We start from the raw sequence: 13937 nt of genomic DNA on the forward strand, positions 1-13937 counted from the left end.
TACCCTTAATCAGTAGGATCACATGCATGGCAGCTAAAAAACCGCCACATCCGTTACGAGCAAGCGAAATTGAACGTTTCGAACGAAACCTTGCGAACTGGCTGAAACTGGACGCTGCGGATGCGATGTATCACCGTTTCCAAGGGATACTGGAAAGCCAAATCACGACTCTACAAATCTGTGAAGTAATCACCCGCCAAGGAGCAGTGAGTCTGCTGATGCGCATGAGTGAAGCGAGGCGAGAAAAGGATGAGGCCGTCGACGTCGACACACCCGGTGGCTTGAGATTGGTTTGAGACGTAGGAACTCGCCCTCCTCTCCCAAACCGTCTCAACCCTATATGACCCGGGCCGGGTAAACGTCATTGTTCACGGCTAAGGCAGCCGGTAGATCACCTCTCGACAAACTCACCGCCGCTCCGCTGAAGTTTCAGTCCAGCCCTCCCCGCTTTAGAAAACTTGACCCAGCCAAAACAGTGGATAGCTTCCTCGCCCTCATGATTCTCATCGTCGGCATCAGCCCGATCATCCAGTCCACGGACTGTGCCAAAACCTGACACTTCCCAAGTATCAGAAGCCCCCCAAAGGGGCTCGCTGAACGACTTTCTTTCATCCAGCTCGACCGAAAATGGCTCAGATCCTGTCGCCCGATCCACAGCAGCTACGACACTCTCATCCGAAAGAATCACATTCCGAAGCTCTTGTTGAATGTAGTCATCGAGAAAATCTGGCAGATCCGAAAACACACCGTCGCGACAGTTGACTAGAGCATCGATGAAATCCTGAACAATGGAGGCCTGCAACACCCCGAGTTCAGTCAGCCGGGCGAGACCGCCCGAGTAGTTGAGAACGATGATCTCGGCATCAGCCAAGTGATATTGCATATCCTCGCGATTCTCTTCTACCACAAGCGCGGCGTATGTTTTGTAGCCCAAAAACGCAGCAACAACCTCAAGAGCGATACCGTGCTGGACTTTGATGCCTTTCAAAGCGAGGGATGTTTTAGCTGCAAATGCAGCTGTCTTGACGAAGTCAGTCATCTGAAAAATTCCAGGATTTGTCGCTGCGCTGGGCGTTTTGTCGCTAGCGAATAACCGGGAAATCCGGATGCCGATAGCAAAATATTTGAGGCGGTTATGAAGTTCTCTTGTTCAAGCCGACCAGAGCTTTGGCGGAGAGCCAAAGCCGATCGTATCCGAGGGGGTGATGCCCCACAAGACCTTAAATGAACTATGAAAACCAGAATCTAATGACTGCTTGTCGTCCGGAATTCAAATGTAGCCCAAGATGCTGATGGTGTTTCCTCATCAAGCCCGCCGCAAGTCTCCGCGTCATCTCGACCAACCATGCCGCCGGGGCTGCTCCTATGGAGCGTACTGAGCAATCGTACGTTCTACATGGGCATCGGCTAGCCGATAGATATTCATCAGTTCAACATCAAAGGCCTGCGATATCTCTTCTAGGGTTGGAGAGTCACCCACTCGGTCAAACGTGCGTCTTAGGCGGGATTTCACCTTCTCGTAGACTCTGGTGAGCACCTGGTCGCTCTCCAGATACCTTCTCAAGCTAGAAAGCTTGTAGGGATCAGTAAATCTAGCTTCCGCATCTTGAACCATCACGTCGTATTTCGACGTATCTACCGAAAACGCGGGGACAGTGTAGAAATGGTAGGCACACGCCTTCCGAATGCGCTCATCTTGCTCATAGTATGCCTGTTGCTGCTCATTATGCTCGCGGTCGGCAGCCTCATCAGCTGCTTCGTTAGCACTAATCATGCTCTCGACGTGCATCTCAGCTTTCGACGCGAATGCAAGCAGATCGGGATCGTCTTCTTGATAGGCGACTTGCTTCAGAAATGTCGCTATCCCCATCACCTTATACTCCAGGAAAAAGTCGTAATCCGAATAGGGGTCATAATCCGAAGAACGGTCGCGCTCTGGATCCTGCTGTGTATCGAGTCGGCTCATCCACAACTGCAAATGGGCTTTGAGTGTAGCTTTCATCAATGTCCTCTTTAACTCCGAAAATCAAACCCGCTTGCAGGGTCTTATCGACAACGTGCCGATCAATGCTGCCCCGATAACAGGAATTAAACGGTAAAGGCACAATCGTGTTGCACCTCCCCGCGTGTAGCTGTCGCTTCATGTTGCGGATCCAGCCGCAGCATGCGACTGAGCCATCAGTTTGGGCTGCGCTATGCCCTGGGTACTGTCTCCCAAAATGGCCCTGAGATGTACTTGAGCATGAACCACCAGGCGTAGACGATCGACTCTGAATAGAACTGGTCATCGTCAAGTAGCCCATGCGCAAAGGTGTTTCGAAGGTTCGGGCCATACGGGCTGCAGAACACAGCTTTGACTTCAAAAGCTACATCATGGCCAAGCAGTTCGGTGACACCTTCGACATCCATTAGGGTGCTCAAACCATTTTCGGTAACGATCCCGTCAGCACTGGACGTCGAAGTATTGAGATCGGCTCCCTTCATTCGGTGTCGAATGATTGCTTCTATCTGCGGTATGAGGAAATGACCTGCCATACCAAAGTCTCCTACGAATCCCCAGTACAACCCCTTACCGATCATCTGCGCTCGATTTGGAGGAACGAGAGCAGATGCTTTGGACAGCTCAACCATGTCGATCTCTTTGACACAGTGTGCTTCTGAGATGATCGCAAGCGCCGGCAAAACTCCACCCCTTACCGTAAGCTTGATGGTGAGCAAGTGTTCGCTGACCATCTTGGCCTGGATTGTGTGTTCATCCTCTTCAGTCAGTTCGCCGCCGAAGGACAGCGGAGGTCGTCTCGCAATCACTCTGCCAGTCTCATCAAAGAAGACTGCCTCTGTCAGGGAGCTCACTATGCCTGCACGCAGTGACTTTATCGCTGCCTGCCGGGCTTCAGCAGGAGAGCAAAACGGGTACATATTTGCGAGATTATAGAGGGCAGTACCAAAGGACTGGCCTTCTATGAGGCGCTTGGTACGCTCAACCAGTTTAGTGATATCAGTCCGAGTTGAGAGCTTATGCATCTGCTCCACCACGCGGGCACCAGCCTCAGCAATTCTCTTGCGCAGAACGGGCAGAACCTTGCCTACATCGAGTTCGGCTCGAAATGCTCCTGGAATAGATCGGTAAATTTGAAGAGCATTTTCTAACGCGTTTTGTGCCACAATCGGGTGAGTTTGCTCACCCCTAAGCTCTGCCTCTGATATCCACGTCTGCGCTACGGCGACCGTCATTTTTGCAGCAAGCAGGTCGCGGTTGAACAACGCAAAACCTTTGCTAGCTGTCTCGAAACACTTACGAGCGCTGAACACATCATTATTGCTCTGGAAGTGATGGCCAAGTTCAGCCGTTTTCTCAGGTAATTCTGGCACCTCGGGATGTTCAAGCCGGTACTCAATGACCGTCTCGACCAGCCCCACGGCAAACACAAGTTCTTGCTCAATCGCCTGCGTGGTTGCATCAACAATCATCTGAGTAAGGGTCGTAAGCCGCCCCTCAGCCCCAGGCCCGATCATCTTCGCCAGGGACAGCGCTCTTTGGAAACACTCACGACCCTCTTGGTACCAAACCTGATCATTGAGGGGAGCCGTCGCATAGCAGTCAATAGCGGCTCGGGCATGCCGAATGTGTTTGAGGCCAGGTGTAATCCAGAGTAGATCGGAGACCCTCGCCTTCAAGAGGCCGTTGGGGAGGCAGTCGACCAAGTCTTTGAAGAACACGTACTCTTCCTCGACCATGCTTGCCGGTGATATCGAATGCCGGTCGCCAATGAGTAGGTAGGGCCTGAAGGGCTCATTCCTGTTGCTGGTGTCCAGCATCATCTTGCAAAGATCCGCCAGCAGCCACCAGACCCTCGCGGCTTCGAACTCTTGGGCCTCCGAGGCGGCCTTCGCCAAGCCTGTCAGCGCTCCGGAAAGGGCAGAGTAAGTTGGCTCAATGCCGGATGTGGCCCGTTCAAAATCGGACTGGCTAAATGCGCCGAGGCGCAATGGGGTGTTTTCAGGACAACGAGGAGTTCGCTCTGACACGACGGTCGCTCATAGGACGATGGCAGAGCAATGTTTACGACGCGATATTTAAAAAAGCAAAAGGTTTTGGCCAAAAGCATTGTGCGCCAGCAAGCAAACGCTAGAGTATAAAAGACTCGCTTCCAAACCCGCATCCTAGACGGTTCGGCCATATGACAACCGCCGCTTTGGTGGGATTATTCATTGAGGGATCAAAGTGTTTTCCTACTCGTTCGCAATAAAGCTGACAGATCGCAGTATTCTAGCCTCGTCCTCTCCTGCGTTGTTTGAGTGCGATGGCGAAGACCTCACAGTCGAGCAGAAGGAGGAGAACGTCTTCCTTGTCTCGTCGGAGGGGTATAAAACCAAAGAAGATGCGCTCAGGCAGCTTGCGACCTTGCTCATGAAGGTGAAAATCGCGTTGCTTAAGCTCAAGATTCCTCATGAAGATTGGCTATCGTTCAGTACCGGACAGCGGCTTGCAACGAGCGTCATCGGTAGCATTTTTGACAAAGCCAACATTGTTCCACTCAGTTTCCAACCCCAAGCCTATGAATCGTCACGTCATCAGCATTGGCCCGGAGCACAACCCGTTGCTGTTGCCTTTGAGCTGGCAACGCTTAAGGATATTACCCTCCCCGACACCTCATTTAACTACGATACCGTGCGAGTCCTAGAAGCACTGAGCGTTCTGGGTCTAGCTTTAGCGTCGCCACACGCAAAGTCGAAGCTGATTCTGTCTATGACTGCGATAGAAGTCCTCAGTGATCGAGGTGATGTTGGTCAGGAAATAAAAGATGCGCTTGACGAACTAAAGAGTCATATCAATCTGGTTGAGGCTACAGACACGACGAAAGACGTGCTGGCGAAGGTCTTAGAGAGCGCTAAAAGAGAGACGATCTCCAAAGCCTGTAAGCGAGTTGTCAAAGAGTATCTTGGTGTTCGTCCAGCCAAAGAGTTCTATCGACTTTATGACGTTCGGTCGGAACTCGTTCACGGCAATCCATCACGTTTGACCTTCGACATTGATGGGCACCCCAAGGTTGAAAAGGATGCTGAAATTGGCTTCGACTTAGCTCTGCAGCTTGCTTTGAAATTTCAATACAAAACACCTTCTGGTGTAAGTCCGGAAGCAAGCAAGCAGAAATAGATGCGGATCGGCGCGCGGCCCGCTTTGAAAGTCACTCGGTCGCATATGTGGCTTTGCGAGTCAAAGCAAGCGGAGCGCGCAGGCCGCTAGGCCGTAGACGTGAGGATAGAAGCCCGCAGGGCCGAGACCGTATGGGCTCGGTTTACGACAGCCGCCCGCAAAGCGGCACGCCTCACCCTCCCCGCACCATCAAATGATCACTGCAGCACTCGTGGAGTAATGTGCAGTCCCCCACGAAGACGCAAATACTCACGCAGACTCGCACGACCATTCCCCCGCTGAAACGTGGCGAGCACGTAGCGCGAATTCTCAGTCGTCATCACCCAAAACCTCCCCTCGCGCTCGACTTTCAACACGTCAGAAGTCCGAATCAAATGACCATCCTCGAACCGACCGTACTGATCCTTCCGAGCATGACCGAAGACCACGCCGATACCCGCGCATGACCTTATGGAAACCCCGCAGAGGTACGCCGTAACGGGTTCGTCAAAACCTTGCTCTTGGGCTCTTAGGATCCGCAGAAGATCAAAATCTGTATGGCGTTTACCGTGAAAATTTACATCAACCGTGTCGAGCATCATTGCTCCTCCCTAGGGCAGTACATAAGGCGATATCAGGAATTGCGCACGACACCAGGCTTGCTGATAGCGTGCAAGATTGTTGGTAATCTCAATGCCCTTGAATCATGTTCGAGAGGAATATGGGCCTCAGATTTGCCAGCGCTTCGATCTCGAATCCTTGCTGGTGCGAGGTGTGATACACCGCCCCCTTAGCCACTTCCAACAAGCAAACCTCAGCGCCGATCTTGTCCTCGCCTACAGCCAACCTGGTTAACCTTTCCATTTGCCAACCCCCGGTCTTATTCATCCAGGAGGGGGTCACAGCCATGATCTCGGTGATAGCTAAGTCGGTACCTTGATTCACCAGCAGTTCTTGAAGTTGGCGCGTGTCGTCAATCATTACCGAGCATTCGCTGAGCCGACCCTCGTTTTCTACGCTCAGGGTGAGGTGGTACCAAGGCGTTCGCAACAGCCTTGAGACTCCACGCCAGTGAGATACGCCTTGGCCAAAAATACCTGGGACGCCTATGAGGTCGCTGTCTATGGTTCTAAACATGTGTGCCTCGCGCTGATGGAGTGCGTCAGTTGCCCTCCACAAGCCGGTTGATAATCAGAAAAGGGAAAATATCGCTTCGATGGAGGAAGACTTGCGATGGCCGGGCCCGAGCAAAACGTAAACTGAATTCCGCGTAGCGAACAGGAAGCCCTCTTTAAAGGTAGTGCCCATGCTTGAGCGTACCCAGTGACCCGGCTCGAACCGCCTCTGTTCGTCATGCACTACTTTATGGGCAAACAAGAACATGGGCTGGCAACCCGCTACTGCGACCTTCTCTCGCTCATCATCTGAAAGGATAGCGTCGAGGATGATCCAATCTTCTACGACGCAGAGAGGCAACCTTTTATAGTGCTCGCGAGCCGCGCTGAGTGCTCCCTCGAGGCTCAGCTCTGCCCCCATCAGATTGACACCAGGGCCCAGCAGGCCGTCTTGAATGGGACTATCCATATCTATTCACCCACGTGGAGCATTAATCGGAAATTGTCAGCGATCTTTACTGCATCCTCCCCTCTGGTGGGCGTTGCGACCATGTGAAGGGCTGAGGCTATGCGATTCATACACAATAATACCTCATATTGGCGTTTATCAGGAAGCCTGTGTTGTGGCTATATCCTGAGTTTTGGCCCTGGAATGCATATTAAAATCGCCCTAGCCGGCACCCTTCGAGCCCTTCGGCTGAACCGACGCATGCGGTATGAGCAGCTATCTGAGGCCAGCGGTAGGTCGAAGATCAGTGCTCTGGAGCGAGGCGAGACAAGCATCACGCTCGAAAAATTCGAAAGCTTGGCTGAAGCTCTCGAAATAAATCCTTTAGCCCTTATGGCTTTGTGCATGTCCGCCCGGCTCGATACGCCCTACCAGAAGCTCATAGAGGATGCTTATGAGCAGCTTCGGCTTTTTGAGGCTGACGGAGGCATGGGGCTACTTTCTGAGCAGTTCTCCGCTGGTGCTCTCGTTCAACGGACACGCGGAAAGCCTGTGAATAACGAAAATCTAGATGCCGTTCAACGACTCAAAAGCTCAGGGATGACACAGGCGCAGATTGCTCGCGAACTTGGACTGTCCGCGACCATTGTGAATCGTTATTGGAAGAGAACTCCCGACCAATCCTTTGAAAATACGTAGCCCCGCATATTCGATAAATGATGTCGATATAAAGCACCTTTTACTATCGACACCAAGCACATCAGAGCTCAACCAAGCTGGGGTCGAGCCTTTGAGGATTTTTACAGTAGTAGTCTCTTGCTTTGACTTCGCGTTAATACATATACGTCATATCGGCTAAGAGTGACGCGTAGTAACTTTCTGAAAAGCACAGTGCTAATGTCCCTCACTCCGTAGCTTGGATAGCAATCCAAAGGTCTATCATAGAGAAAATAAAAAAACACCTCCGACCATTCGGGGTTCAAATATGCACCGTGCAAATCTCTCCTCCAATGATAGCCGGTAGACCACTCATCGAAAGACATGTGCGCTCTGCCAAGCGGGCCTACGACAACACTAGATATAGAAAACATTCCAGTAGAAAAACGGAAGGGCTGGGTGAGGTTTAGGTTTGCTATTGCATTGAGCGTCACCCGAACACGATTGATAATAATTGCGTCACCATAACAATATACACATGACATGATCTCCCCTGTTTTAGAGCAGATCAGCATCGAAATCAATGGGAGCCGGTCGCTGACCGTGAAATTAGGTACGAAACTAACAGGGATCAAGAGGCTAAGTCTTGAGGACATGCTTTAAACCTTCTATAAACGTAATTATTTCTTTGGGAGTGCGATCATCCACGAAACATTGGAGCCTGCGAGAAACTATATGAGGATGAGCAAATTTTTTTGCTCTTCCAATATGAGAAATTATTTCTGCCAGGCTCTTTGGCATAAAATAGCACCCCCACAGAGAGGCTGCCATTTCTTCGTCAGATATTAGGTTTAGAACACGACCTAAATAAAGCAGTGCCTTGGCGCGAATAATGGTGCACGCCATCAGCGCGTCGTAGTGTAGTGCGCTTCTGGAGCTGTGCTTGCTGGGCTCAAAAAAGCCACCGGTCGATCGCCACAGGTTTTGTTCAGCCTCATAGCTAGTAAAACTGTAATGACGACTGAGAAATAGCTGCATCAGGATCTTCTGTAGCGATTGTGACTGCTTCAGAGGTGCGGTGCTGAGGGCTGCTTGGATGTTTCGAGAGAGATGTAGCCACGGGAAGGTATCATTCAACAACGTTGAATCAATGTCATGAAGCCTATCATCCCAGTGTTTTCTAAATAGATCCAAGCCTAGGCTCATTTTATTCTCTGAGTTAAAAGCCCCTTGATGCAACAGCTCTCCGTGCTGGTTGCAAAACGGCATCATTACCAGCCCCCAAGACCGTCTATAAACTGGGAGTCCACAAACACCGATTGATTCCTTCATACACTCAATGCAATAGGAGCGTCTGACTGTACGTGGAATGACCCATCCTTGAGGCGTTTCAAATAACTTGCCAATTTTTTTTGGAATTTCACCAATCGCTTGGCAGCAAGAAATAAAATCAGCGCCACCGATTCCGTAATCAGGATCAAAGTAGCTTTCGGCGTATTCGCGAACTGTAAAGAGGTTCATTAACGGCGCGTTACTATCCATCCACCGATCATTCAAAGTTCTACGAAAAAGCCATGAAGAAAAAACTTCATCTGTAAGGGGAGGCAAACTCCAGAAATCTTTTAAGCTCATAGCTATCTGTCTCCTTCGCAACCAGACTCAAATCTAGCTTGACGTTGTTTCTTGTCATTGCAACAGCCATCGCGACTTTAATTACAGCCACCATGTCAGCGACTGGTAATGATTTAAACTTTTCGCAGGCAACCACTTCAACTTCGACTTCTAGAATACTTGCCAACGATTGTGAATACATGCCTGCGAAGCTCACGACTGCGTTTGGGCTAAGTAAACCAGGCACGGAAAAAAACTGAACCTGATTTAATGGCGGTCTGATCAGCTTTCTAATGAACTTATTATCCTTTGTGGCGACCAGAATCTTCGCTTCTGCCATCCCCGCGATAAAGTTAATCAAACCCTCTCTAAGCCTCGGGACTCCATAGATGGAGCCTACATAAGCATCAAAATCATCGATCATAATCGTCCTACCGCTACATTTAACCATCTCAAGGATGTAGCGCGGTGTACGTCGCAAGCCCAATTCGGGTTGAAGAACGCCTAACGCATCGGCGACGCGCTCTGCGAAATTCAGTGGATATGAGAAATAGTCATGATTCAAACGTAAATATTTATCGGGATACCTCAGCGATAGCTGTTTTAGTATGTGTGTCGCACCGTTCCCCGGCGGGCCAGTAATAACGACTAATTTGCCGTCTCTGCCATTAGCCAAGGACTTGTGGATTTCATCTAAAAAAAACTGCAATCCAGCTTCCGTGATTTCTAAGCGAGTCGCAGCTGCGTTCACCATGTTAATGATATTAATCATAAGAGCTCATTGCCATGCCAAACATATCCAACAACGCATCAACATTCGCGATGTGTTCTTTTTTGATACGCTCATCACCATTCAAAACCGCATATGAGGCAGATGCTTGAAGCGCTTTAACAACATTATCGACAAGTCCATTAGTTTTCTTATGGAGCGCGAGCAGAAGTTCTCCGTCGATGATGGAGCGAGATTTCAAGGGGAGGTTATAGATATATGAACTGACGAAGTTACGATACTCTTCACCGTAACTGAAGGCCTTGATGTCGTGAATCGCGTAGCGCCTCTCAAGTTGTGGATCTGCGCGAAGCACTTTCTGTGCACTGGCGATCCCAAATGCGAAAACCGAAAGCCCATATTCACTGCCAGACAAATTCTTGAGCAATGAAAGGTTGATACGTTGCTGCAGGTCTGTAAGAGTCAGGGCATCATGAACCTCATCAATCACGACACCTTTGATATTGTCGCGTTTGATGATTGCTTGCATTTGCGGAGTAATATTGGTGGCGGCTCGCGCCTGACGACTAAAATCTACGCCCATTTTATCCAAAATAAGTTGCTTGAGACTATAATTGTTAGGATTTTGATGCATGCTCACAAAAATCAGTTTTTGCTCCCAAGTTTTCACTTCCTGTTCCAAGCGAAGGACGTGGCTTGTTTTTCCAGCACCTCCATCACCACAGCAGAGCATGCACGGGGCCTGAGTTTTATTTTTGACTCGAAGCATCATTTTAATTTTTTGAATCAAAGAAGTTGCAGCAGGGTGCGGCACCCAAAAATCTTCGCGACAAACATCAGCGCGTTCTTCGTCAGGAAGGTCAAAGATGTAATGCCTTTTCGGATTAACGTGTGCGAACGAGGAGTTGACGATATCAGCCATTGGAACAACCTTTAAGTTAGAGGAGGAGGATTTATATTTGGCGTTTATACAATTTGATAAAGATCTGCGGCGACATGGGCGCTCACCCGGCGCCGAAGATCTAAAGATTCAAAAGTCAGCGTCAAAAATGATTGGGTCGGTAGAGAAATCGATTTTTGAGTTAACTGTTGAATCGACAGTTACGGAAAACTTCTTTTTCGGAACTGCTACAGTCTTCGCCTGATCAGATTCGGCGGTGACCACAGTGCCCATGACCGGTGAAACCATTTCTTTGTAGGCGAAATGTTGCTCCCGCGCCTCTTTGTTTTTGCGGCGTTTAGCCCTTTCTGTTTTGGTAACAGCGTGTTGCTGGATCTCATTCATTTCAACCACTGACTGCCTAGAGGATGCAGATGTGATAGTCCCAGGCCTAGTGCCTTTTTTACTTCTTTGATATCGATATACTTCATAGTCTGTATCCCGATCCGAAACATTTTGGGAACAAGGCACATCTACATACGAATCTGCAATCAACACCTTGACTTGACTTGTATCATATGGATCATATTTCACGAGACACTTCTCGCCGATAAGGGAATTTAAGCATCTTCCGTGAAAAACTCTCCCTAAAATCTTAATGCCACAAGGGTGAATCTTCTTCACTTCTTCAGGATAAAAATCGATCCTAAAAAAATCCTCCTCCGCTGCAGCAATAGTTTTGGGTGCGTCATGCGACTTGTAATATTCATTCCATTTGTCGAACGGGGACATTTTCAAAGCGGAGTGCACTGTGCCATGATATGTATTGATGGAATGCACTAAAAGTTCTCGAACCTCGCTAAAATTCAGAGCCGCTTTCTTCTCACTGGACTGGCCTCTCCGTTCGATTGCATTAGAGTAAGTAGTACCCCGATAAAAATGAACGCGCGTAGTCATCATTGTCCCAATCAGTCGCTCTACATGTCCACCCTGATGTTTTTTACCAATATCCCGATGATGTACCCCAATACCGTACATCGCGCATGCCGTGTGCAGCAGCTCTGTCCAAAACTCCTTTGCATTATCCATATGGATTGCCTTCATTACGCCATGCATAGGAAGCATGTCAGTGCGCATGTTGAGACGGCTCAGCAAATTTTGCTTTGGTAGTACAGCATTTGCAATCAGCATCGCAACTGTCATACTACTTGGCGGCAGTAGTGCGATATGAAACCCTACCACGGCGCGCGTAAATACATCGATTGCGAAACTTACCCAAGGCCTACCAATAATAACCGTAGGGTCTTCACTATCAACGACAAGTACATCCATGAGAGTGTGGTCAAGCTGCACCCACTCCAAAGGACTTTTACATGGATATAATCCAGGCTTGGCACCGTAGATCTGCGCGGCTGCTTCAGCCCCTAACCGCCTTCGATCAATATCCCGTTGTTTCTTGTTCTCTTTAATCCAGCGCCGCACCGTGTGGTAGCTCGGACAGGCAACATTCTCGGTATCAGCCACTGCTTGAATCTGTCTCCAAACCTCGGCGTAGGTAGCGGCTGCCCCTTGAAAATGCTTATCAAACTTATCGCTGAAAATTCGTTCCAGCTTTATTGATATTGGCTGAGCGCCGACCTTTCTCCCTCGAGATAGCCGTCTTGCTCCCTCAATACTCCCTTTCATGGCTATGCGTTTGCACAGCCTATGAAACTGAGCACGACTCAGCCCAAGCCTGAGCATCGCAGTTTTTCTATCGATCAGGTTGCTTTTGTAATCTTGTACTACATTATAACGCTCAGCCGCCAATCTAAGTTCATACAGCTCTTTCGTTGACGACTGCGAGTTGGGCCGCTTACTCCCTGAATCATTCATTCTGTCATTGAACCCCACGCACTTCGTTCTGACCTGATGCGGAGCGATAATAGACTTCCAGTAAAGAAAGGCAAGAACTTTCGTAGCTTTTTTTAATTAGTCAAGTATTGTCATTTATATATAGCGAGAGTTGTATTTATATATACTAACTGTTTTTAACTTGAATGACGGATTGCCCCGCCTAGGCTTTCCGGGGCAGAGGCCTATAGGGGTGACAATTTGCTTGATATGTTTTGACGTTGTATTGTCAATTATGACTGGCAACAGGCTTTGATTAAGGAGTTTATATCTAAAAGGCGTGAAATTCGCGGACTTCGAATTTCTTGCAGATTTGGCGATTCACGGTGTTCGTCGCAGGGCGCAACGTTTCCCACTAGCCGAATTATGGTGAAGTAAATGTGAGACTTCGTGTATTTTTATGCAGATATAGTGCGACTACGTGCAAGTGAAGTCTCACCAATTGAAAAATATTAATATTTTCTACATAGAATCAGTAGGTTACCCGAGTCTCTTCAATTCGCGACCGTCACATCTCCACGATGAATCCCCCATGACGTTTTTAGGCCCTCTGCACTGCCCCGGCTGACCTGGCAGCCATGACTTGGTTACTTGGCTAACCCAGCAGACTGGATTCCAAGATCGTCACCACAAGATGCTTTGCCCGATCATAGAGTCGATGATGCACTGGAGTTGGTCAATCCGAAGGATAGCCTTGGCTGATTGGGGCAGCGCCGACGCATGAGCTTTTATAGAGTTCATCATGAGACCGCCCATTGCCTGGGTCACGACACCGGGCTGTAGTCGGTATTCCAAAAAGACTCGGGGGAATTTTGCAGCCAAGCCTCTTGATCCGCTATGGCGTCCGATCATCCGACAGACTCTCTCTGGCGATGATCCAGGTCTGAGCTCTAAACACCATCGGATTTGATGCGCGGCGTCGATGCTTATGGTTACGGCAGCCTCATCGAAAAGAATCGGCAAAGCGCGCAGGTCTTATTCCCAACAGCTTCGTCTCGCAGGATGTCGGGTCTAACGACAGTGTTTGGCCAGATATCGGTATTTGCCAAGACATATCCAAATTCCACTGGTTTCAGACTTACTGAGGTGTACAGAGTAGATTGTCAAAGCATGGGAACCGAAGCGACTGGTTCGCCTCCTACCGTGCTATCTGAGCCTATGGCCTGGCACCCTCCTCTACGTCGGCCGCAGTGATGGATCAATGAGGCGCCCCCCCAAGGGTCGCTAGCGTGCACCTAGCTTTTGAATAGTCGATCTGAAATCCATTGGACGTTCCGGGCCGCCAGCGTCATTACTAGGAAGTTTGACGACAGAAAGGCCCCCTGCCCGTTTACCGCTTGAGCTTCAACGCTAAATCCTGCGCGCAATGGGTGATTTCGCCAGCCCTTGGGGTGTTTTCTACCGCCAGCATCAGCTTGCCTTTGAAAATGGTAGACAAATCCTCCACGCGAGAGAAATCCTGAACG

13 protein-coding genes are annotated in these 13937 nt (G+C 49.4%); 3 read left to right on the forward strand and 10 right to left on the reverse strand.

Going from position 1 to position 13937, the window contains the following annotated elements; all coding sequences use genetic code 11:
• Positions 1-296 (forward strand): hypothetical protein (locus IFT80_RS07620; RefSeq protein WP_244652362.1); only part of this gene is annotated, 296 nt, incomplete at its 5' end.
• A gap of 95 nt (positions 297-391) precedes the next feature.
• On the opposite strand, the gene IFT80_RS07625 is transcribed toward IFT80_RS07620, so the two are convergent.
• The 3 genes from IFT80_RS07625 to IFT80_RS07635 form a co-directional block, all read right to left on the reverse strand.
• Positions 392-1039: a hypothetical protein gene (locus IFT80_RS07625; protein ID WP_054069993.1), complete on the reverse strand. Its 648-nt coding sequence runs from the start codon at positions 1037-1039 to the stop codon at positions 392-394.
• A gap of 324 nt (positions 1040-1363) precedes the next feature.
• Complete coding sequence (locus IFT80_RS07630) at positions 1364-2002, reverse strand: hypothetical protein (RefSeq protein WP_054069992.1); 639 nt, start codon at positions 2000-2002, stop codon at positions 1364-1366.
• A gap of 191 nt (positions 2003-2193) precedes the next feature.
• The gene (locus tag IFT80_RS07635) at positions 2194-4029 is read right to left on the reverse strand and encodes a DUF4209 domain-containing protein (RefSeq protein ID WP_342214336.1); all 1836 of its coding nucleotides are present in this window, start codon (positions 4027-4029) and stop codon (positions 2194-2196) included.
• A gap of 196 nt (positions 4030-4225) precedes the next feature.
• Here IFT80_RS07635 and IFT80_RS07640 point away from each other — a divergent pair, with 196 nt between their 5' ends.
• Entirely contained in the window at positions 4226-5158 is a 933-nt protein-coding gene (locus IFT80_RS07640) for a hypothetical protein (RefSeq protein ID WP_192137135.1), read from the forward strand.
• 197 nt (positions 5159-5355) lie between these two features.
• On the opposite strand, the gene IFT80_RS07645 is transcribed toward IFT80_RS07640, so the two are convergent.
• The 3 genes from IFT80_RS07645 to IFT80_RS07655 form a co-directional block, all read right to left on the reverse strand.
• A complete protein-coding gene (locus IFT80_RS07645) occupies positions 5356-5736 on the reverse strand; it encodes a hypothetical protein (protein WP_044392286.1) in 381 nt (126 codons plus the stop codon).
• Positions 5737-5827: 91 nt separating this feature from the next.
• On the reverse strand, positions 5828-6118 hold the full coding sequence (locus tag IFT80_RS07650; RefSeq protein ID WP_244652364.1) for a hypothetical protein: 291 nt from the start codon (positions 6116-6118) through the stop codon (positions 5828-5830).
• A 210-nt stretch (positions 6119-6328) separates the two neighbouring features.
• The gene (locus IFT80_RS07655; protein WP_192137139.1) at positions 6329-6721 is read right to left on the reverse strand and encodes a DUF6957 family protein; all 393 of its coding nucleotides are present in this window, start codon (positions 6719-6721) and stop codon (positions 6329-6331) included.
• A gap of 183 nt (positions 6722-6904) precedes the next feature.
• On the opposite strand from IFT80_RS07655, the gene IFT80_RS07660 reads away from it, so the two are divergent.
• Positions 6905-7399 (forward strand): helix-turn-helix domain-containing protein, encoded by a 495-nt coding sequence (locus IFT80_RS07660; RefSeq protein WP_122590096.1) that lies wholly within the window; start codon positions 6905-6907, stop codon positions 7397-7399.
• A 597-nt stretch (positions 7400-7996) separates the two neighbouring features.
• Here IFT80_RS07660 and IFT80_RS07665 read toward each other — a convergent pair.
• The 4 genes from IFT80_RS07665 to IFT80_RS21760 form a co-directional block, all read right to left on the reverse strand.
• Positions 7997-8989 (reverse strand): hypothetical protein, encoded by a 993-nt coding sequence (locus IFT80_RS07665; RefSeq protein WP_192137141.1) that lies wholly within the window; start codon positions 8987-8989, stop codon positions 7997-7999.
• Positions 8946-9740: a hypothetical protein gene (locus IFT80_RS07670; RefSeq protein WP_192137143.1), complete on the reverse strand. Its 795-nt coding sequence runs from the start codon at positions 9738-9740 to the stop codon at positions 8946-8948. The genes IFT80_RS07665 and IFT80_RS07670 overlap by 44 nt, the downstream gene beginning before the upstream one ends.
• The gene (locus IFT80_RS07675) at positions 9733-10620 is read right to left on the reverse strand and encodes a TniB family NTP-binding protein (RefSeq protein WP_240034066.1); all 888 of its coding nucleotides are present in this window, start codon (positions 10618-10620) and stop codon (positions 9733-9735) included. The genes IFT80_RS07670 and IFT80_RS07675 overlap by 8 nt, the downstream gene beginning before the upstream one ends.
• Positions 10621-10728: 108 nt before the next feature.
• On the reverse strand, positions 10729-12471 hold the full coding sequence (locus IFT80_RS21760; RefSeq protein WP_192137145.1) for a Mu transposase C-terminal domain-containing protein: 1743 nt from the start codon (positions 12469-12471) through the stop codon (positions 10729-10731).
• Positions 12472-13937 lie beyond the last annotated feature (1466 nt).

The organism is Pseudomonas sp. CFBP 8771 (genome assembly GCF_014841695.1).
GTDB classification, from domain to species: Bacteria; Pseudomonadota; Gammaproteobacteria; order Pseudomonadales; family Pseudomonadaceae; genus Aquipseudomonas; species Aquipseudomonas baltica.

What these genes read in the sequence shown, in the direction of transcription:
- IFT80_RS07625 (WP_054069993.1), bottom strand. Translation starts at nt 1,039, where the DNA reads ATGACTGACTTCGTCAAGACAGCTGCATTTGCAGCTAAAACATCCCTC.
- IFT80_RS07630 (WP_054069992.1), bottom strand. Translation starts at nt 2,002, where the DNA reads ATGAAAGCTACACTCAAAGCCCATTTGCAGTTGTGGATGAGCCGACTC.
- IFT80_RS07645 (WP_044392286.1), bottom strand. Translation starts at nt 5,736, where the DNA reads ATGCTCGACACGGTTGATGTAAATTTTCACGGTAAACGCCATACAGAT.
- IFT80_RS07650 (WP_244652364.1), bottom strand. Translation starts at nt 6,118, where the DNA reads ATGATTGACGACACGCGCCAACTTCAAGAACTGCTGGTGAATCAAGGT.
- IFT80_RS07655 (WP_192137139.1), bottom strand. Translation starts at nt 6,721, where the DNA reads ATGGATAGTCCCATTCAAGACGGCCTGCTGGGCCCTGGTGTCAATCTG.
- IFT80_RS07660 (WP_122590096.1), top strand. Translation starts at nt 6,905, where the DNA reads ATGCATATTAAAATCGCCCTAGCCGGCACCCTTCGAGCCCTTCGGCTG.
- IFT80_RS07665 (WP_192137141.1), bottom strand. Translation starts at nt 8,989, where the DNA reads ATGAGCTTAAAAGATTTCTGGAGTTTGCCTCCCCTTACAGATGAAGTT.
- IFT80_RS07670 (WP_192137143.1), bottom strand. Translation starts at nt 9,740, where the DNA reads ATGATTAATATCATTAACATGGTGAACGCAGCTGCGACTCGCTTAGAA.
- IFT80_RS07675 (WP_240034066.1), bottom strand. Translation starts at nt 10,620, where the DNA reads ATGGCTGATATCGTCAACTCCTCGTTCGCACACGTTAATCCGAAAAGG.